Here is a 20,437-nt window from a genome sequence, read left to right as displayed (position 1 = left end):
TCGCTCCTAGGGCTGTGCTCGTGATAAAAAATATAATATCATCAGATTCGGATGCAAGAGAACCACCGGGAGGCATGCATGGCCGCCGCTCCATTCTCCGCGCGCTACTGGAACGCAATCGAAGCAATGCCAGCTGAACACACGCGTGCGGCGCAGGACGAACGACTGCGTCAACAGATCGCCTACCTGGCTGCCAATAGCGCCTTCTACCTAGACAAGTTCGCCAAAAACGGTGTCGATCCGGACAACGTCAAGACAGTAGCCGATCTTGCCGATTTGCCGTTTACCGAAAAACAGGAGTTGCGTGACAGCCTCGCCCAGTTCCCGCCGCTGGGTGCGCACGTTGCCGCCGACGGCGACGACATCGTGCAGATTCAGGCGTCGTCGGGCACTACCGGCAGCCCGTCATATGTCGGTTTGACGCGCAGCGACATTGCGACGTGGTGCGAGCTGGGAGCCCGAGCGCTGTATGCGAACGGATTTCGCCCCGGTGATCGGTTGCTGCACGCATTCGGGATGAGCAAAGGTTTCGTGGGTGGGCTACCCGTGGTGCAGATCCTGCATTACATGGGGATCGTGGACATTCCGATCGGGGCGGAGGCGGGAGCGGAGCGGTTGTTGCGGGTCGCGGCCGATCAGCGCCCGAACGCACTGATTGGTACCCCGTATTTCTTGACTCACCTGGCCGAGCAGGCGCCGGCGATCGTCGGGCAGGCGGCGGCCAATCTCGGAGTGCGCACGATCAGCGTCGGCGGAGAACCGGGCGGCGGTCTGCTGTCGGTGCGGGACAAATTGGAATCACTGTGGGGCGCAACGGCCCGAGAGATGCTCGGCGGAACCGACATTGCCTGCACGTATTGGGGCGAGTGCGAGGTCGGCGACGGAATGCACTTCCTGTCACCGGATCTGATGATTGCAGAGCTGATCAATCCGGACACGACGGAACAGGTAGCGCCGGTCGAAGGTGCGCAGGGCGAGTTGGTCTACACCGCATTGCGACGACAGGCTTCGCCGCTGCTGCGGTTCCGCACGCGCGACCACGTGGTGGTGACTGGGACCGACTGTCCGTGTGGGCGCACGGGTTACAAGGTGCGTTGTGTCGGGCGCACCGACGACATGCTGATCGTGCGCGGAATCAACGTGTTTCCGTCGGCGATCAAACAACTCATCGGCGAGTTGGTGCCGGCGACGACCGGCGAGATGCGGATCCGGGCCGATTTCGACGGCCATTCAACCCAACGTCCGCTGCCGTTGGTGGTCGAACATGCAGACGGGCTCGACGCCGAGGAGCGTGCCGCGCTGAAATCGACGATCGAGCAACGGATCCGGTCGGCGCTGAACGTCAAGACCGTAGTCGAACTCGTTCCGGACAAGACGCTCAAGCGTCCCGACCACGTCAAAGTTGCACTCATCGAACGCGTCAACACTTAGGAGAACTCTGTGAAACCCTACCGCTCAATGCTTTTCGTACCCGGCCATAAGCCCAGCTGGGCTGACAAGGCGCTTGCGTCCGGCACGGACGCAGTAATCCTCGACCTCGAGGACTCGGTGCCGATCGCCGACAAGGCGCAGGGCCGCAAGGCCGTCGCCGAAACGCTGGACCGGCTCGGCTCTCGAGACATCCGCGCCGACCTGTGGGTGCGGCCCAACAGCTCGGTGAGCGGTCTGCTGGGCGGCGACCTGGAAGCCGTTGTGCGGCGGGGACTTGCCGGCCTGTTCCTGCCCAAGGTGTTCACGGCCGAGGAGATTGTGCGCATCGACGCCGTGGTGTCCCACCTCGAGGAAAGGAAGGGCCTCGAACCGAACACTGTCGGACTGATCGTCAGCTTCGAGACCGCGGTCTCCATGGCGCACTGCGAAGAAATCGCCGCGGCGAGCCCTCGTGTCGCCAGCCTGCTGGGCGCCACCGGTCCCAACGCCGACGTCGGTCGCGAACTCGGATTCGAGTTCACTCCAGCGGGATTGGAGACGCTGTATCTGCGCAGCCGAATCATTCTCGCCGCCCGTGCCGCCGGCCTGCATCACCCGGTCGCCGGGGTCTGGCAAGACATCAAAGACCTCGACGGCTGCCGTCGGTTCGCCGAAGACAACCGCGGCCTCGGCTACCGCGGCCTGGTCTGCATTCATCCCTTGCACGTCGCGATCGCCAACGAGGTGTTCACCCCGGCACCGGAAAAGGTTGCGTTCTACCGCCGCATGATCGATGCCTTCCGCGAGGCCGAGGCGGCGGGCAGCGCCGCTGTCGACTTCGAGGGTCAGCACATCGACATCGCCCACGTGAAGACGGCCGAAGGTGTCATTGCGTTGGCCGAAGCGGTGAGCGCACACGCGTGAGGCGGTGATTCGACCATGGCTGCCGTGAACTACGCCGAGCTCGGTCAGCCGCGGCGTGCCATTGCCGGGTTGAAGGAGTCCGTCGCAGAGGAGATCCGCCGGGCGATCTTCGCGGGCGGGCTGCGGCCGGGGTCCAGGATCGACCAGGACTCGATCGCGGAACGGCTCGGCGTCAGCAAGCTGCCGGTACGCGAGGCGCTCATCGGGCTCGAGGTCGAGGGCATTGTCGAGATCGTCCCGCGCCGAGGGGCTTTCGTCGCCCGACTTTCCCGTGACGACATCCGCGATCATTACTGGATGCTCGGCGTGATCTCCGGAATGGCCGCCGAACGCGCCGCCTCCCGGATTTCCGCGGCGTCGCTGGCCGAGTTGGCCGAGTTGGCCGACCAGATGGAATCGGGCGCGGCCAATGCCGACGAGGAGAAGCTGAACTTCCAGTTCCATCGGTTGATCAACAAGGCAGCCGCCTCACGGCGGTTGAACTCCGAGCTCAAACGCCTCAATGGCGCTATACCGCTCGGCTTTTACGAGTCCCACCCGGACTGGGCGCAGACCGGGCACCGGGATCATCGAGAGATTCTCGAGGCGCTGAAGGGGCGGTCGGGCTCAACCGCGCGCGCTCTCACGGAGAGTCATTTCCTGCACGGCGGCAACCAGGCTGTCGCGTTTCTCGAGGCGCGGGGATTCTGGGAGCCGGTGACTGGCAGAGATTGATCGTGTTGTTGTTCAGGCACTTCTGGACCGGTGGGCCTGAACAACAACACGCTCAAGCTTTTTCGTCCAAACGCCATACGTTCTCGCCGGGTTGGGGAATGCCAGCGGCGCGCAGTGGCTCCACCCGTGGCCGGGACCACGCGGTGAGCGGAATCTGCACGGACTGAACATATGCCGGGCGGTGGTCGGCGGGCAGTGCGCGAACCGCCCGATTGATCTCCCACTCACCCACCCGCGCTCCCGGAAGCGGGGTGACCGTCGCGATGAGCACCTCCTGCCCGGTGGGGCCGACCCCGTACGCGGCCGCGAGGGCCACCTGCGGAATGTCTTCGAGGGCGTGCGTGACGACCGACGGGGGCACCGGACCGTTTTCGGTCCAAACCAAGGAACCGATGTGGTCGATGAACCACAGGTCGCCGTCGTGGTCGCGCACAAACAAGTCGCCTGTGGACATCCAGGAATCGCCCGACTCGAACAGGTTGCGCAGCGGCACCACACTGCGCCGCGGCGTGTTTTCCCCGCGGACCACGAGCATGCCGACGGTGCCCGGTTTGGCCTCGCGACCGAATCCGTCGGTTCCTGTGACGATGCGCTGCGACGCCAGTGCATACTCGACCACCCGCACCTCGGGTGTGCCGGGCAGCGGCCGGCCGACGGAACCGATTTTTGCGCCGGTCGGATTACCCAGGATTGCATCACCCTCCGCCGACGCATAGACCTCGACCACGCGAGCGGAGGGAAAGCGCTCGCTGACCCGGCGCCACATGCCATGTGGCATACCCGATCCCATGAACACCCGGATCGGATTGTCGCGCTCACTCGGATGCGTCGGGCCATCGGTGATCCCCTGCAGCGACGCCCAAGTGTAGGAGACGTGCGTGGCGCCGTAGCGCCGCACTTCCTCCCAAAAGGTGTCGGGGTCGGTACCGCTGGCCAGTGCGAGTCGCGCCCCCGAAGCGATCGCGCCAGCCATCGCATGCAGAATCGCCGAAGAGTGATACAGCGGGGTCACCGAATAGACGGTGTCCGTGGATTGCAGGCCGGCGGCGTACGCGGCTCCGAGGGCCGAGAGTGCCCAGCGCCGGTTGGTGATGAGAATGTCTCGGGTGTCGGCGCCCTCTCCGGTGAACAGCACGAAGGCGATGTCGGATGCCTTTCGCGGGTTCGGCCGGTACCAGCTCGGGACCCTGACCCGGGTGGGGTCGATCTGCTCCATGTCGATCACGTGCGCGGGCAGCTCGCGACTGTCGGCGCCGACGCCGAGGACACACCAGGTGACGCCGGGCAGTTCCGAATTGCGGGCATTTTGCGGGTCGGAGATCAACCAGCTCGCCTTGCCGAGTCGCACCTCACGCTCGAGGTCGCCGTCCGGCCGCAGCAGCACTGCGGTGGCTCCCAGCCGACTGATCGCGGCGAGCACACTGAACGCCGAGGGGCGCGAGCTCATCAGCACGCCGATACGCTCGCCCGGTCGCATGCCGAGGCTCATCATGCCGTTGACGATGCTGTCCACGCGGACTTTGAAGTCACCGTGGCGGATCACCCGGTCGCCGAACGCGTACACGATGCTGTTCGGGTCGCGCTGCGCCGCCTCGTCGAGCAGCAATCCGAGCGAAATCTGGGTACCTGGCTTGAAGTCGCCCAGTTCACGTAGTCGCGGCAGCTGATCGATGCCCGCGTGCAGCAGCTCCTCGGCGCCCTTGATCGCCCCGGTGGCCGTCGAAATCGCTCGCGCCGTTGCAGTTACCCCGACATCGGCGGTCCAGCCGATCACCCGGCGCACGGTGCCGGCGTCGACTGGGTCCCATTCCGGGATTTGGTCGGCCGGCACGATCGCCTCGGGCAATTCCGCTTCGCCGTTGCGCCACTTGATCCACGCCCCGACATTCGGCCAGGTGACTTTGCGAGCCCGGGCACCGCCGATGATGCCGAAATGACCGATCGGGATGGTCAATTCGTAGACGTCGGCCCGCGGCGCGGCCCGACGGATTGCCCGTACCGCCGGTGGAGTCGCAAGCAGGTCGGTCGTTCCCACCACCGTCAGGATCGGCACGTCGATGTCAGCGAGCGACACCAGCCGGTCGCGGAAGACGAAGCCCCCTTCCAGCATCCGGTTGTGCACCATGAACTGCTCGAGCAGTTCGGCAAACGCCGGGGCCGAGTATGCCGTCCAACCCTCGCCGTCCAGATACTTTCGCAGCCGCTCACGGGGGAGCAGGCGTTCGGTGTCGTGCAGGTTCAAGTAGTACTGCGCCTTGCCTTTTGCCACGCCGATGGGCGTGAGCATCTGCGTCCCACCGCGCATCGCCCAGCCCGGAATCGAAATACGCCGTGCCAGACCTGAATCCAAGTATGCTCGCGCGAGCGTCGCCGCAGTTTCCGGCGACATCGGTACGCCCATCGGCGCCCGGGTGTCGACCGGCGAGCCGAAGGTGATCAGCGAGTCGATCCCATCGCCGCGCCGGTAGGCCGCGACCTGGTAGCTGAACATGCCGCCCTGGGACTGCCCCCCGAGCACTACATCGCGTCCGGTCGCCGCGCGTACCTCGTCCACGGCGTCGCTGACGGCGAGCGCGTGGTCGGTGAGGGTGCGCTCGAGGCCGCCGGGCTCATGCTGCGGGTCGCCGAAGTCGATGGTCCACGCATCGATCCCCATGCTGTGCAGGGCGGCGACGGCGCTGGTGTCCGGCGCGATGTCCCACACGTCGCCGCTGATCATCAGTGGGTGCACCAACAACATCACCGGCGCGTTCTCGGGCACGTCGTCGGGAAAGTACCGGCGCAGCTTGTAGATCCTGTGGCTGCTCACTACCTCATAGGGCGAGTACTCGTTGTCCGTCTCGAGGCCACCGTGACGGACAACGTCGGTGGCGTTCACCGCCGTCACGCCAACCCGGCGCAGCAGCTTCGGAAGGTCGGGCAGCTTGGGCAAGTTGGGCATGGCAGGCCTTTCGGCGGTTCCCAGGTTGGTTCCGAGACATCAGTAACGCAATATCCTATATTATGCTCCCGTTTATTCGAGCAATCGACTGAGCGTCTCTGGCGCCTCCCACGGCACCAGATGGCCGACGTCGGTGAATTCGACACAGCGTGCGCCCGGAATGAGCCTCGCGAGTGTGTCGCCGTTGCGGGCCCGCACGATCGGGTCCGCAGCACCCGTGACGATCGTCGTTGGTGCAGTGATCGCGGCTAGCCTGCCGGGTCCGCGCCACGCGATGCTCGCGCGCCATTGCTGCAACGCGCTGATGACCGGGGTTTGACGGGCGTGTAGTTGCGCGGCGAGTTCGTCGACAACTTCCGGTTCGGGATGGAAGGCACGCGCGGACGTGCCCAGGTAGAACCGGGCGAGCAGTTCGGACTGCGACCTGCTGCCGACGGGAATTCTCGCCGGAGGCGGCATGAGGACGCGCAAGTCGGTGGGCACATGCGCAGGCGCCGGCGGAATTGTCGACACCAATATCAACCGGGCGATCCGGTCCGGGTGGCGAACTGCCAGCTCTTGGGCAATCACCCCACCCATCGAAAAGCCCAGAATCACAGCTTTTTCAACGCCGATCGCATCGAGAACTGCGGCCGCATCATCGGCAAGGTCGGCGATCGTGAAGGGCGCAGGTGCGTTGCGTGACCAGCCTGTGCCGCGGTTGTCGATGCGAATCACCCGGAAGCGCTGTTTCAGGTCGCGGACCCACGATCCTGGCCAAACGAGCCCACTTGCCGCGAAACCATTGAGGAGCAGCAACGGTTGACCGGCGCCGCCTTCGTGCCAGTGCACGGCACAACGTGGCGCCCAGCATCCCGGCGCGCCGGCCAGTTCCGCGGCGCGTCGACGCCGGATCGTCGATCCGTTGGTGCGCCGGGCCGCGCGCTCAGCGCGGATGCCCCAGGCGTTGAGTGCGGCACTCGCTGCAGCCAGGCGCGACCAGCCGGTGCGCGGCCGTGCCGGCGTTCGGTGATCAGCCACGGGTGACCTTTCTCGAGCGGCGGCCGAGCCAACACATTGACAAGGAACACAGCACTTGATTTCATATATTATATCTAGTGGCGCGGATCACACGGAGGCGTTTTAGTGACCACTCAACTCGACAGTGCCGGACCTGGTCAGCAAACCGGCGAGTGGATCGTCGGGATCGACGTGGGCGGCACGTTCACCGACATCATCGGCTTCAACCGCAAGACCGGTGAGGTTCGCGACGGCAAGGTCCTTTCCACGGTTCAGCAGGAGGAGGGGGTGCTGCAGAGCATCGCCGCCATTGACGTCGAGATACCGGAGGTGGCCGAGATCGTGCACGGCCACACCGTCGGCATCAATGCTCTGCTCAGCCGGACCGGCGCCCCGACTGGCCTGATTGCGACCCGAGGCCACAAGGATCTGCTCGACATCGGTCGCATGCACCGAGAGTTCGGTGACCGCTTTTACGACCCGACCTGGCTGCGCCCACATCAGGAGCGCCCGATCGTGCCGCGCCGATCGCGGTTCGGAATCCCTGAGCGCCTGCGTTACGACGGTTCGGAGCTGTTGCCGTTGGACGAGAACGCCGTTCGCGAGGCGGCCCGGGAACTTGGCCGGCAAGGCGCGCAGGCGGTCGCGGTGTGTCTGGTGAACTCCTACACCAACGACGACCATGAACGACGCGCTGCTGAAATCATCGCCGAAGAACTGCCAGATGCCTATATCCAGACCTCGGCGCTGTACCCGGTGACCAAGGAGCACGAGCGCACCACGACGGTGGCGCTGGATGCCTACGTTGGACCGGCGGTCGTGGGTTACCTCAATCGCTTGATGGACCGCCTCGCCGAGGGCGAGTACCGCGGCACCTTGTGGATCATGATGATGAACGGTGGTATCGCCTCGTTTGCCGATGCCTGCCGTAATCCCGTGTTCCAGTTGGTGTCTGGCCCGGTGGGCGGTGCCAGCGGCAGCGTCAAACTCGCCAACGAAACGCGCTTTTCCAACTTGCTGACCATCGACGTCGGCGGCACCAGCACAGACGTGGCGGCGATTCGACACAGCAAGACGCCTCTGACCGATCTGTGGACGCTCGAGACCGGGCTCACTCTCACCATGCCGCTTGTCGACGTCGAAAGCATCGGGTCCGGCGCGGGCAGCATCATCGCACCGAACGCACTGGGCAACGTGGCCGTCGGTCCCGCTTCCGCAGGTTCCAACCCGGGTCCGGTCTGCTACCAGCGAGGCGGCACCGAGCCGACGCTGACCGACGCGTGCGCGATGATGGGCATCTTGCAGCCGGATCTGTTTGCCAACGGTGCCATCACATTGGATGTCGACGCATCTCGCGCGGCGCTGGAAAAGACCGGCCAGCAGTGGGGGATGTCGGCGCTCGAGCTTGCCGCTGCCGCGTATGAGGTGGCGTGTCAGGACATTGCCGCCAAGGTGCGCACGATCTCGGTCTACCGCGGCTTGGACGTGCGCGACTTCGCACTGCAGCCGTCGGGCTCGGCCGGGCCGATGCTCGCCGACCGGGTCGGCCAGATCCTGGGCCTGGACACCGTGGTCGTGCCCAACAGTCCCGGGCAATTCTCCGCCCTGGGTCTGCTGCGCAGCGATCTGATGGTCACCCGTGCACAGTCGATCATGACGCCGCTGGCGCCCGAGAGCGCCGAGGCGATCGAGTCCGCCTTTGCTGCCCTGCAACAGCGCATCCGCGAGGAGTTGAAGAGCCAGGGTGCCGATGTGGACCGCATCCGCTTCGAGCGCGCGGTCTTTGCGATGTACCGCGGCCAGACGTGGGACAACCGCATGCCCATCCATGCCGACACCCTGACCGCCGAGCGAGTCGAAGACCTTGTTCCCCAATTCCACGAGTTCTACAAGGACTCCTACGGTTTCGCCGCCACGGAGATTCCCGTCGTGGTCTCCACGGTCGAGGTGACCGCGATCATCCCGCGCGAACACGGCAAGCCCGACCTGTCCGCCGAAGAAGGCGACGCGTTCCTCCGCAAGGCGCACATGACCGTTCCTGGCACCACCGAACCTGTCGAGGTCTCGATCTACGTTCGGGAGCGACTCGAACCCACCGAGCGGGTACTGGGACCGGCGCTGGTCGCCGAAAAGTTCGCCACCACCGTCGTGCTGCCCGGTCGGGTGGCCTACGTCGATGACGACCGCAACCTGATCATCGAGCCGCAGAGCTAGCACCGAGCTGAGGAACCAAGCCATGACAATCACCACCCAAGACAGCACCGGCCCCGCGGTTGACGTAGAGCTCGACATTCTTCGCTACGGTCTCATCGAAGTCGCCCGGGAGATGCTCGATTCGCTGATGCGCAGCGCCTTCTCGCCGGTCTGCCGCGACATCCTCGACTGCACTGTCGCTATCCATATGCGTACCGACGAGGGCTGGGAAGTCGCCGCTTTGTGGGAGGGCTGCATGCAGCACGCCTTCATCGCCCCCCACATCGCCAATTTCGTGATGGACGACTGGGACATCAACACGATGCAGCCCGGCGACGTGATTTTCACCAACGACCCGTGGCGCGGGGCCCTGCATCAAGCCGACGTGAACCTGTTCCGGCCGGTGTTCGTCAACGGCCGGGTGGAGTTCCTCGTGCAGTCGACCTCGCATCTGGTGGACCTCGGCGGACCGATCCCGGGCGGCTTCTCCAACGGCGCGCAGACGCACTTCGAGGAACAGTTGAAGCTGCCGCCGACGCTGTTGTACGCCAACGATGTTCCGGTCCGTCCGACCTTCAACTTCCTGCTCGAGAACAACCGAGTGCCCCAGCTGGTCCTCGGTGATCTGCGGGCGTTGCACGGGTGCCTGGTAGTCGGCGAGCGCCAGCTGCAGGACCTAATTGCCCGCGGAGGGCTCGACAAGGTCCGCGCCGCAGGCAGATACGCCATCGACGCCACCGAGGCCAGCATGCGTCGCGGTATCGCGGCCATCCCCGACGGTGACTACACCGCCGAGGACTTCCTCGATGAGGACGGCGTTACCGAAGACCCGATCCCCGTGCGAGCGACAGTGCGGGTGCGCGGGGATTCGATGGAAATCGATTTCTCCGGCTCCGGTCGCCAACCGTTGGGAAACTGCGGCACCGCCTGGTGTGAGGCGGGCCGGTGCATCGAGGCCGTAAAACTGATGGTCGACCCCTCCACACCGGTCAACAGCGGCACGCTGCGCCCGATCGATGTCCTGCTGCCGGCCGGCAGCGTGGTGCAGGTGCTGCCGCCGTCGAGCTGCTCGAGCCATGCCGACATCGGTCCGCGCGCCATCAACGTGGTGACCCAGGCGCTGAGCCAGGCCACGGAGGAGTCCTTCGCCCCCGACACCGGCACCGCCGTGTACATCGGATTCAGCGGCATCGACACCCGGCCGGGCCATGAAGGGACGCCCTGGGGCGCATACGGACTGGCCGGCGGTGGTTGGGGCGGCACCTGGAAGGAAGACGGAGTCTCCTTCTGCGTCGTCCCGATCGGCAACTGCCGCACCTCGGTTCAGGAACACGTCGAAATCGAAAGCCCCCTAGTGGTGGCCGAACACGAGATGGTGATCGACACCGCCGGAGCCGGACAATTCCGCGGCGGACTCGGTTCCGTCTACGCGATCTACGCCGAATCCGACACGTATGTGACCGTTGTCGCCGATCGACTCCGTCGTGGCGCGCCAGGCTCCAACGGCGGCGGCGCCGGCATGCCCGCCTGCGGCTGGTACATCGAAAACTTCGATCCCGCCCGCCACACCGACCCGCTCGATTTGCGCGGCGCGGAACCGCTTTTCGGCACCTTCGACCAGCAGGGCCGTCCGGACCCAAACAACGGTGAGTTCGGGCTCGGTGCCCGCTACAAGACCGGCAAGTTCTCCAACCTGCTCCTGAAGGCCGGCGATGGAATTCGCTTGCTCATCGGCGGTGGCGGCGGCTGGGGTGACCCGCTGCGCCGTGATCCGGACAGGGTGCTCACGGACGTGCGCAATGGACTCGTCAGTCGGGAGTCGGCCGAGCGTTGCTACGGCGTGGTTATCGCCGATGACGCCGTGGACGTGGCCGCAACCGAAGTCCGACGCGCGGAACTGTCTGCCGAACGCGATGCCGGGACCTGGCAGGTTCCGCTGGCCGCGCCCGTTCACTGGATCGTCTGAGTAGATTAGGAGAATTCAGCCATGGCCGTAGATCGCCTGCTGTTTCCGCGACCCGAGACCGACCGGGTCTATGTGGAACGCAAACCCGTCGAGGCGCAATGCCCCTCCTGCGGGAGCCGCAATGTCGCCCGGTACCCGGTGGCCAATTACCTCGGTCCCCGGATGGTCGTCAAATGTCAGGACTGCTTCACCCACCTGTCGGTGACGCGCCCGGAACCCGAAGACAATTGGCCGGCGTGGCGTTCGCCGGCGCGCGACTGGCCTGCCTCGCGGGTGGGGTAGCAGATGACCAGCACCGAGCTTGTCCCGCTCGGTCAGATGTATGCGAGCACGTTCGAGAACTTCGCCGATCGTCCGGCCGTGCGTGATGACCGAGAAGAACTCACCTACGCCGAACTGGGTGGCCGAGTGCGACGATTGGCCTCAGCGTTGCGCGGTCTTGGGCTGACCAAGGGCGACCGGGTGATCATCATCTCGCCCAACAGCGTCGAGTGGGCGCAAATCGAACGTGCCGTGGCGATCGGCGGCTTCGTCCGCGTCGCCCTGTTGACGCGACTGCACCCGGCCGAACTGGCGCAGATCGCTGCCGACGCCGATCCGGCCGTGGTGTTCGCCGATGCCGACTGGTTGAAAACAAAAGGGCGCGATTGGATTCCACCGCAGGTACGCGGCGTCGTCGCGATGGGTCCGGCAGCTGTGCCGGACGGCGCAACTCGATTCGACGAGTTTGTGGCCACCGGCCGCGACGAGGAGGCGCAGTTGCCCGAAGGTGAGGATCTTGCCGCCGTGCTCTACACCTCTGGGTCGACCGGACTGCCCAAGGGCGTCAAGCTAACTCACAACAATGCGGGCGCTCGGATTCGCGGCATCCGGAACGAATTGCCCTCCCTCGGAGCCGAAGACGTCGCGGTCCATACCGCACCGATCAGTCACTTCAGCGGTGGGATCAATGAAGTGGTCGCTGCCGCTGGCGGGCTCAACATGTACGAGGCGGCTTTCAAGGCGCCGAAGGTTGCCGATCTAGCCGAATCGGGACAGATCACGGTACTGCCGTTGGTGCCGACCATGATCACGATGCTGCTCGAGGAACTCGAGCGTCGGGGGGCCCCGACCGGGCAGGTCGGCAACGTCAAGATCGTGCCGTACGCAGGATCTGCCATCCAACCCGACCGCGCGGAAAAGGCACGCGCGTACTTCGGCGATGCAATGCAGCAGCTCTACGGTGCCAGCGAGGCCCAGATGCCGATCGCGGCGTTGTCGCCGAAAGACCATGTGACAGTGAAGAATAACCGCGGCCTTCCGCGGCTGGCCTCGGCGGGCAAGCCGACCACCTTCGTCGAGGTTGCGATCGTGGACGAGAACCATCAACCCCTGCCTCATGGCGAGACAGGCGAGATCGCCACCCGCGGCGCACACGTCGGCCCTGGCTACTGGCGTAACGACCCAGCGACCGCCGAGGCATTCCGCGACGGCTGGTGCTACACCGGCGATGTGGGCTACATCGATGAATTCGGCTACCTGTTCATCCTCGACCGGCGTAAGGACATGATCATCACCGGCGGGTTCAACGTGTATCCGCGCGAAATCGAAAACGTTGTGTCGCGAATCCCGGGGGTGCGCGAGGTCGCCGTTCTCGGTGCACCGGACGAGAAGTGGGGCGAGGCGATCACCGCGGTCATCTCGCTGGTTTCCGGCTGCGACCTCGCCGCTGACGCAGTGATCGACTACTGCCGGGAGCACCTCGGCGGCTACAAGGTGCCCAAACGGGTGATCATCATCGACGAACTTCCGAAGGGCGGAACCGGCAAGATCAACAAGGTCGAGTTGAGGGACAAGCTCTGGGCCGGCCGCGAGCGTCGAGTATGAGCAGAGCTGCGGGCCCGCTGGCCGGTTTCCGTGTCATCGAAATGGCTGGCATCGGTCCGGCACCGTTCGCGGCGATGTCGCTGGCCGACATGGGCGCCGACGTGATTCGGGTGGATCGGCCGGTACCAGCCGAGATGAAGACAGCACCGCCGGAACAAGATGTGCTCAACCGCGGCAAACGGTCGATCGTTCTCGACCTGAAGAACCCCGACGGCCACGCGGCGCTGCTGCGACTAATCGAAACCGCTGACGTTCTCGTTGAGGGCTACCGGCCAGGAGTGATGGAGCGACTGGGCCTCGGGCCCGACATTGTGCTCGAGCGCAATCCTCGATTGGTCTACGCGCGGATGACCGGATGGGGCCAAGACGGCCCGTTGGCCCAGACCGCCGGCCACGAAATCAACTATCTGTCGGTTATCGGACTGCTCGGCGCGCTTGGCTCTGCGGGCGGCCCGCCGCAGGTGCCGCTGCCGTTGATCGGCGACTATGGCGGCGGTGGCGCATACACGGTGATCGGCGTCCTTGCCGCGCTTTTGGAAGCCGCCCGCACCGGGCGCGGGCAGGTCGTCGACGTCGCAATGGTCGACGGCACCACACATCTGATGGCCGCCACGTACTCGATGCTGGGCGCAGGGGAGTGGAAAGACGAACGCGGCACCAACACTCTCGACGGTGCCAGCCCGTTCTACAACGTCTACGAGACGTCGGATGGGCAGTGGGTGTCGGTCGGAGCGCTGGAGAACAAGTTCTTCGCAATCCTCTTGCAGCAGTTGGACATAGGTCCGGATGAATACGATCCCGCCGACCAGCACGACACCACCCAATGGCCCCGCCTACGGGAGTCGCTGGCGGGGATTTTCCGTACTCGTAGCCGCGCGGAGTGGGCCAAACACTTCCACGACAGCGATGCCTGCGTGGCGCCGGTGCTCGGCCTGCGCGAGGGTGCTCAGCATCCACATGTATTCGCGCGGCGCAGTGTGCTCGTCAATGGTCGGCTGATTCAGCCGGGTCTGGCGCCGCGGTTCGCCGCGACCGCGGATTCGTTGCCTGGGCCGTCACCGGCTCCCGGCGAGCACACCATTGAGGTGTTGCGCGAGGCCGGTCTGCCTGCGGCAGAGCTGATCGAACGCGGCGCAGCGGTAATACCCGCTGCGCGAACAGAATAGGAGTGTGAATGGTCGAGGCAACCGAGGAAGATGTGGTAATCCGGGGGCTGCGGTTGCATACCAAACGCCGTCGCGGTGGCAGCGAGCCGCCGCTGGTGCTGATCCATGGCCTGGGCGGATCGCTCGAATCCTGGGCGCCGTTGCTCGAGGCTCTACCGGACCGGGACGTCGTCATGGTGGACTGTCCGGGGGCGGGGCTTTCCGCCCGGCCGAGGCTGCCGATTCGGGTGCCGGCCCTCGCCGATTACATCGTGGATGCGCTTGGCGAACTCGGGGTCGAGCAGGCCGACGTCTTGGGCTACTCGCTCGGTGGCCTGGTGGCGCAGGAAATCGCTCACCGCCACCGGAGATTCGTTCGCAAGCTTGTCCTGGTCGCCACCATCTGCGGTGTATGGGTGCACCCTCCGAAGCTCAGCGCGCAGCGAGCATTGCTGTCCACCAAGCGCTATCGCGATCGTGTTGCCGCCGAGCGGGAGATTCCACTGTTGGCCGGTGGGCGCACAGCGCGTGATCCGAAGATGCTCGCCGCGATTCTCGACGGGCGAGAGGGCCACCCGCCCACCCGAGCGGGTTATCGCTATCAGCAATACGCGGTGCTCGGGTGGACCAGTTTCCGGTGGCTGCCAGCGCTGCGCATGCCAACGCTCGTGCTGGCGGGTAGCGCCGACCCGGTCGTGCGGCCGGCAAACGCCCGCCTACTGGCGTCGCGGCTTCCCAACGCCCAACTGCGGGCGATCGAAGGTGCCGGTCACATGCTGTTGTTCGATGAAACACCCCGGGCCGCCCAGATCATCGAGCGATTCTTGGCTGACTGACGGGCGACCGTTGCCTCTGTACATCGCATATTATATTGTGATCTAGGCCATACCAGGGCGACGAGCCTGCCGAGAAGAGGTGGTTGTGGCGTGCCCATGAGATCACTGCAGCCGGAGCTCGAACGGCGTCGCCCCGACATTCGCCTGTCCTGGGCGCGCTCACAGTTGTATGGCCTATCCACGGAGGCGATGCCTCGGTTGGAGCAGGTGCCGTTCGCCCCCGACAGCGCCCTCGCGCGCGCTGCGGGTCCGGTGCTCCTGCGCGCAACGGCCGAACTCGACGGCACCCGACTGGGTCTCGTGCTCGCCGACCGTGACGCGCGCATCATCGATATCCAGTCCCCGGACGAGTCATTTCACCGCGCGCTGGGCCACGCCGGCATCCGGGCCGGCGTCGGAGTCGGTGAAGATCGAATAGGCACCAACGCTGTGGGCACCCCCGTGGAGACCCGGCGAGGAATTCTGGTGCGCGGTCGCGAGCACTACCTGGCCGCATTTCATGAGTTCACCTGCTACGGACACCCCATCACTCATCCGGTCACGCGCAGACTGGAAGGAGTGCTCATCATTGGCGGCCCTTCGGCCGGGGAACACCGGCTGTTTCCACCGCTGGTCCGGCGCGTCGTCAGTGACATCGAGGACCGACTGCAGCTCGATTCCCCACGCGCGCAACGTCGTTTGCTCGATGCATTTCAAGGAGCCGCAAGTCGCCGCGGGCGCGCCGTGGTCGTCGTTGGTGAAGGATTGGTGCTCGCCACCCCGGCCGCGCTGGACCTGCTCGAACCCGCCGACCATGCGGCGGTTCGCGCGTGCGCCGAAGATGCGCGCCCGTTCGGGGAGACACTGCATCAACTGACCCTGAACTCCGGTCGCGTCGTTCGGCTTCGCTGCGTCCCAGTGGAGGGCGTCGACGGAACACTCGTCGACATCAGCGCATCGAAGGACAACGGCGATGCAACGGGTGCTGACCTGACCCTCCGATGGCCGCTGCTCGTTGTCGGTGAGCCCGGTACCGGCCGCACCACCGAGGCTAAGCGGTTGGCCGGGTCTGGCTCGCTCGTGCTTGAGGCGACCGAGGTAGTGCGGCAGGGCGAGCAAGCGTGGGCAAATGTCATGGCGAGTCTCTTGGAAGCTGACGGTCCTGCCGTGATCATCGAGGACCTGCAAGTGTTGTCTGAACAGCTGACGGCATTGCTTGCCAAGTGTCTGCGCACTGCGCGACGAAGAGTTGCGCTGACCGTTACGCCGGGCGACCACGTGGACCCGTCGCTCGCCGCCGTGTGCGACACCCGGGTGGAACTGGTGCCACTACGGCGGCGGAGGCAGGAAATTCCGCATCTGGCGCAGCGGATGCTGGCCGAGGTGACAGACTCGAGTCGGGTCCGGCTCACCGCCGACACGTTGCGTGTGTTGGCCGGTCAACCCTGGCCTGGCAACCTGGCCGAGCTGCGGCGCGTCGTGCAGGCGGTTGCTGCGACCCGCTCCGCCGGTGACATTGTCCCATCGGATCTGCCGGCGTCTCACCGTGCCGGTCCGGCACCCGCGTCACCTTTTCAGCAAGCCGAGCGAGAGGTCATCATCGCGGCCATCGGGGCCGCGGGTGGAAACAAGCTGCGCGCCGCCTGCGCCCTGGGCGTGAGCCGTTCGACGCTCTACAACCGGATGCGCGCCCTGCGGATCGAGTGATGGTGTCCAACTACTTGGACAGTTCGGGTCCGCAATCGCTTCTAGTGTCGGATCGCAGGTAAACGCAACAGCATTCGACACCACCACGGAGGTCACCCAGATGGACGCCACGCTGCTCAATTTCAAGCTCGTTGTCAGCGACCTCGAGCGCTCGCTCACCTACTACCGCATCTTCGGGCTCAAGGAAGCCGCTCGCGTCGAATTCACCAACCCGGACGTCACCGAGGTCATCCTCGAGAATCGTGACGGTGCTCGGCCGTTGGTTCTTATTCAGAGCGACATCATGCCGGTGCCGTCGATCACCGCGGGGTGGACACCGTTGGTATTCAACGTCGACGATCTCGCCGAAGCGCTCGCTACGGTTGCGGCCGCCGGATTCGAGTCGGCGATCGAGCCGTTGGACCTCGGTGCCTTGAAGATCGGTATGACGAGCGACCCCGACGGTTACCTCAGTGAAATCATCGAAGGCGACACGCAAGCGCTGGAAGGCATTCCGGTGGGCCAAAAGATTCCGCACCCCATTCCGCAGATTCATGACAGGAAGTGACGTATGCCAACGTGGTTGATCACCGGATGCTCGACCGGACTCGGGCGTGCGCTCGCTCAATCGGCTCTCGGCCGCGGCCACAATGCGGTCGTAACCGCCAGGGACGCAAGCCGATTGGCCGACATTGTCGAAAATTATCCCGACACAGCGCTGGCCTGCTCACTTGATGTCACCGAACCAGCGCAGATCGCTGCGGTCCTGCAGCAAGCCGAACGGCGGTTCGGATCGATCGACGTGCTGGTGAACAACGCCGGCTACGGCTACCGCGCGGCCGTGGAGGAGGGCGAGGACGCCGACGTCCAAAAGTTGTTCGCCACCAACCTTTTCGGACCGATCGCCATGATCAAAGCAGTGCTTCCGGGGATGCGTGCCAGACGCGCGGGCGCGATAGTGAACATCTCCTCCATCGGGGCACGGATCACCCCGGTTGGTTCGGGATATTACGCGGCTGCCAAGGCGGCGATCGAGGGCCTGTCCGGCTCGTTGCGCGGCGAGGTGGCGCCCTTGGGCATCAAGGTCATGGTCGTTCAACCGGGTGCGTTCCGGACCGACTTCGCGGGTCGCTCGCTGGTCGAATCAGTAACTGTGATCGATGATTACGCCGAGACCGCGGGCAAGCGACGCAAAGCCAACGACACCATGGACGGCACCCAGATCGGTGACCCGGCCAGGGGAGCGGATGCGATCGTGACGGCGGTAGAAGCTGACGACTCGCCAGCGCTGCTGCTGCTAGGCCAAGATGCCTTCGACTGGTTTCTTGCCGTCGACGACGAGTTGCGCGGGCAAGTCGAGAAATGGAAAGAGCTCACCGTCGGCACCGGTTTTCACTAGTGCCCCCTACGAAGTGAGCCCCGATCAGGTGATCGGGGCTCACTTCGGGACCGGTGTTACAGATCGTCGGGGGATACCGCCGGCGGACGGTACCGGTCGGCTTCTGGACCTTCCGTCTGCGGGGCAAAGTTCACGCCGGGCAACAGGAGGTGGCCGGCGTCGACCGGCAGCGCGACGCCCGTAATGTGCTCGGCGTAGTCCGAGAGCAAGAAGCAGGCTGCCTTGCTGGTGGCGTCCGGTGGGAGTGCAGCACGCCCGGCCAGCGGTGCGTATCCGTAGATCACGTTCATCGCGACCTGACGGTCGGCGGTCTCGCCCGGGGGAACGAACAGTCCGTAGCCCATCGGGTTATCCCAGATCTTTGCGTCGACCGCTCCGGGGCACACCGCATTGCACCGGACGTTGTATTCCGCGATCTCGAGTGCGGTGTTCTGCATAAGGCCGATGACGCCGTGCTTGGCGGAGATGTACGCGGTGTAACCGGCGGTCGCCTCGAGGCCACCCACCGACGCAATGCAGACGATTGCACCGTTGCGCTGTTCGACCAGATGCGGCGCGGTGGCCTTGATCGTCCGGAAAGTCCCGCCCATCACCACGTCGGTGACGGTTGTCCACATTTGTTCGCTGGTCTCCCATGCCTTGGGACCGAGATCCCACAGTCCCGCGTTCGCGATTACCGCGTCGAGTCGGCCGAAAGTATCGAGGCCGAGTTGCACCGCTGCGTCCAGCGAATCCTGCTCGCGGACATCGGCAATGGCACTGACCGCGCGCCGGCCTTCCTTTTCGACCAATTGCTGCGTCTTGGCAAGATCGTCCTTGCTCGCCAGTTCGTACCGCAGTCCGTCGATGGGGGCGCAGATGTCGCTGATGATGACGTCGGCGCCTTCCTTGGCGGCCGTGACCGCGTGTGCGCGCCCTTGTCCGCGGGCTGCTCCGGTGATGAAGACGACCTTGCCGTCAAGTAATCCCATGTCGTTTCCTTGGTTCTCTGGAGGTATCGATGGTGGCTGCGCACCGTGGCGCGACGTTCCTTCCTGACGTTAGGCCGAGGCTGCGGGGTGAAAGTGTCCAAATATTTGGACATTCCGCGGGCATGAGGGATTCAGGACTCGTCCGCGTACAGCACACCGGATGCCAGCAAAGCAGCTATCTTCTCCTCCGAGAGCACTTCACGCGCGATGGTGCGAGTGTCAGCACCCACCTTCGGTGCCCGCCCGCCCCGGTCGGGGCGCTCACCGTCGAACATCCAGGGGGGCCGGATCAACGCCAGACCGTCGTCGGCCCGCTCGACAAGGTGCAGATGCTGCACCTGCGGGTGATCGAGGTAGCCGGTCATCGACAGCACCGGGGCATACGGAACGTCGTATTCGGTGAGCGCGCGCTCCCAGTGCTCCTTGGATTTGGTGGCAAACTCGGCCTCCACGATCGGCACCAGCTCGAAGTAGTTCGCCTCACGGGGACGGTACTCGGCGAACCGCGGGTCTTCGGTGAGATCCATCCGGTCCATGGCCGCGCACAGCGACTTCCAGAACTTCTGCGACGACGACAGATGGATGGCCAGATATTCACCGGTAGACGTTGGCACACAAAAGTTTTGAGCCTGCGGGTGACGGCTCGTGCGGCTCGGGTCGCGGCCGAGTTCGAAGGACTGGGTGATCCCGTCGATCGTCAGGGTGCTCACGGCCTCCATGATCGAGGTTTCCATCCGCTGCGGCTGTCCCGTCTTCAGCCGCCCCACGAGCGCCGCGAGAACGCCCGTGGCGGTGCTGAGCCCGGTCACCAGATCGGCGCTGAGACCGCCGGCCAGTTGCGGGTGTTCACCATCGCTGAACAGCGAGTACAGACCGCCGAACGCATGACCGATGGTGTCGTATGCCGGGCGGTTCGCCAGGGGACCGCTGGATCCGAACCCGGTGACCGATCCATACACGATGTCGGGACGCAGTTCCCGGCAGTCTTCGGGTCCCAGGCCGAGCGCGGCAAGCTTTCCCGGTCGCATATTTTCCAGAACCACATCGAAGTGCGGCACCAACGCCTTGACCAGTGCCACGCCCTCGGGTGTCTTGAGGTCCACCGAAAGACTGTGCTTGCCAGTGTTGTACTGCCGGAAGTACGGGCTTCTGTCGTTTTGATGGCGGCGGAAGTCCTCGCCCGTCACAGGCTTTTCCACCTTGACCACCTCAGCGCCGAGTGCGCACAACAGCGAGGTCCCGAACGGGAGCGAGATATAGCCCCCGATCTCCAGAATCCGAATGCCATCCAGTGGCTTGTGCTGCATGTTGTCCACCTTCAATTAGTGATGTATATAATATATGATCAATGGTTTGTGTAGTCAACTGTGCCCACGTGAGGGCAAATGTGCTCCCAACTCTTGGAAGG

16 protein-coding genes are annotated in these 20,437 nt (G+C 64.9%); 12 read left to right on the top strand and 4 right to left on the bottom strand.

From position 1 onward, the window contains the following. The first annotated feature begins 78 nt into the window (after nt 1-78). Genes FOS14_RS21585 through FOS14_RS21575 form a run of 3 tightly spaced genes read left to right on the top strand, consistent with a single transcriptional unit; the run spans nt 79 to nt 3,048 of the window. On the top strand, nt 79-1,431 hold the full coding sequence (locus FOS14_RS21585) for a phenylacetate--CoA ligase family protein (RefSeq protein WP_143772923.1): 1,353 nt from the start codon (nt 79-81) through the stop codon (nt 1,429-1,431). Between the two features lie 9 nt (nt 1,432-1,440). Further along, complete coding sequence (locus FOS14_RS21580) at nt 1,441-2,334, top strand: CoA ester lyase (protein ID WP_143772922.1); 894 nt, start codon at nt 1,441-1,443, stop codon at nt 2,332-2,334. Between the two features lie 15 nt (nt 2,335-2,349). After that, nucleotides 2,350-3,048, top strand: a complete 699-nt coding sequence (locus FOS14_RS21575) for a GntR family transcriptional regulator (protein ID WP_143772921.1) — start codon at nt 2,350-2,352, stop codon at nt 3,046-3,048. A 52-nt stretch (nt 3,049-3,100) separates the two neighbouring features. On the opposite strand, the gene FOS14_RS21570 is transcribed toward FOS14_RS21575, so the two are convergent. Further along, on the bottom strand, nt 3,101-5,989 hold the full coding sequence (locus tag FOS14_RS21570; RefSeq protein ID WP_143772920.1) for an AMP-binding protein: 2,889 nt from the start codon (nt 5,987-5,989) through the stop codon (nt 3,101-3,103). Nucleotides 5,990-6,061: 72 nt separating this feature from the next. Continuing rightward, entirely contained in the window at nt 6,062-7,009 is a 948-nt protein-coding gene (locus FOS14_RS21565; protein WP_185981883.1) for an alpha/beta fold hydrolase, read from the bottom strand. A gap of 105 nt (nt 7,010-7,114) precedes the next feature. Between FOS14_RS21565 and FOS14_RS21560 the strand changes: the two genes are divergently transcribed. The 9 genes from FOS14_RS21560 (at nt 7,115) to FOS14_RS21520 (ending at nt 18,058) form a co-directional block, all read left to right on the top strand. Beyond that, on the top strand, nt 7,115-9,202 hold the full coding sequence (locus FOS14_RS21560) for a hydantoinase/oxoprolinase family protein (protein ID WP_143772918.1): 2,088 nt from the start codon (nt 7,115-7,117) through the stop codon (nt 9,200-9,202). A gap of 22 nt (nt 9,203-9,224) precedes the next feature. Further along, a complete protein-coding gene (locus tag FOS14_RS21555; protein WP_143772917.1) occupies nt 9,225-11,147 on the top strand; it encodes a hydantoinase B/oxoprolinase family protein in 1,923 nt (640 codons plus the stop codon). A 21-nt stretch (nt 11,148-11,168) separates the two neighbouring features. Further along, nucleotides 11,169-11,429 (top strand): hypothetical protein, encoded by a 261-nt coding sequence (locus tag FOS14_RS21550; protein WP_143772916.1) that lies wholly within the window; start codon nt 11,169-11,171, stop codon nt 11,427-11,429. Nucleotides 11,430-11,432: 3 nt separating this feature from the next. Next, complete coding sequence (locus tag FOS14_RS21545; RefSeq protein WP_143772915.1) at nt 11,433-13,013, top strand: class I adenylate-forming enzyme family protein; 1,581 nt, start codon at nt 11,433-11,435, stop codon at nt 13,011-13,013. Continuing rightward, nucleotides 13,010-14,179: a CaiB/BaiF CoA-transferase family protein gene (locus FOS14_RS21540; protein WP_143772914.1), complete on the top strand. Its 1,170-nt coding sequence runs from the start codon at nt 13,010-13,012 to the stop codon at nt 14,177-14,179. The genes FOS14_RS21545 and FOS14_RS21540 overlap by 4 nt, the downstream gene beginning before the upstream one ends. An 8-nt stretch (nt 14,180-14,187) precedes the next feature. Then, the gene (locus FOS14_RS21535; protein WP_143772913.1) at nt 14,188-14,994 is read left to right on the top strand and encodes an alpha/beta fold hydrolase; all 807 of its coding nucleotides are present in this window, start codon (nt 14,188-14,190) and stop codon (nt 14,992-14,994) included. A gap of 96 nt (nt 14,995-15,090) precedes the next feature. Continuing rightward, on the top strand, nt 15,091-16,680 hold the full coding sequence (locus FOS14_RS21530; RefSeq protein WP_143772932.1) for a helix-turn-helix domain-containing protein: 1,590 nt from the start codon (nt 15,091-15,093) through the stop codon (nt 16,678-16,680). A gap of 100 nt (nt 16,681-16,780) precedes the next feature. Continuing rightward, entirely contained in the window at nt 16,781-17,227 is a 447-nt protein-coding gene (locus FOS14_RS21525; RefSeq protein WP_143772912.1) for a VOC family protein, read from the top strand. Nucleotides 17,228-17,230: 3 nt separating this feature from the next. Beyond that, the gene (locus FOS14_RS21520) at nt 17,231-18,058 is read left to right on the top strand and encodes an oxidoreductase (protein ID WP_143772911.1); all 828 of its coding nucleotides are present in this window, start codon (nt 17,231-17,233) and stop codon (nt 18,056-18,058) included. A gap of 56 nt (nt 18,059-18,114) precedes the next feature. Here the strand turns inward: FOS14_RS21520 and FOS14_RS21515 are convergent, their stop codons facing one another. Continuing rightward, nucleotides 18,115-19,029, bottom strand: a complete 915-nt coding sequence (locus tag FOS14_RS21515; RefSeq protein ID WP_143772910.1) for a mycofactocin-coupled SDR family oxidoreductase — start codon at nt 19,027-19,029, stop codon at nt 18,115-18,117. 131 nt (nt 19,030-19,160) lie between these two features. Next, a complete protein-coding gene (locus tag FOS14_RS21510) occupies nt 19,161-20,336 on the bottom strand; it encodes a CaiB/BaiF CoA-transferase family protein (protein ID WP_143772909.1) in 1,176 nt (391 codons plus the stop codon). Nucleotides 20,337-20,437: the final 101 nt, after the last annotated feature.

Source organism: Skermania sp. ID1734 (assembly GCF_007489285.1).
GTDB lineage: Bacteria > Actinomycetota > Actinomycetes > Mycobacteriales > Mycobacteriaceae > ID1734.
Note: the sequence above shows the minus strand (reverse complement) of the source record. Positions and strands in the feature narration are given on the sequence as shown.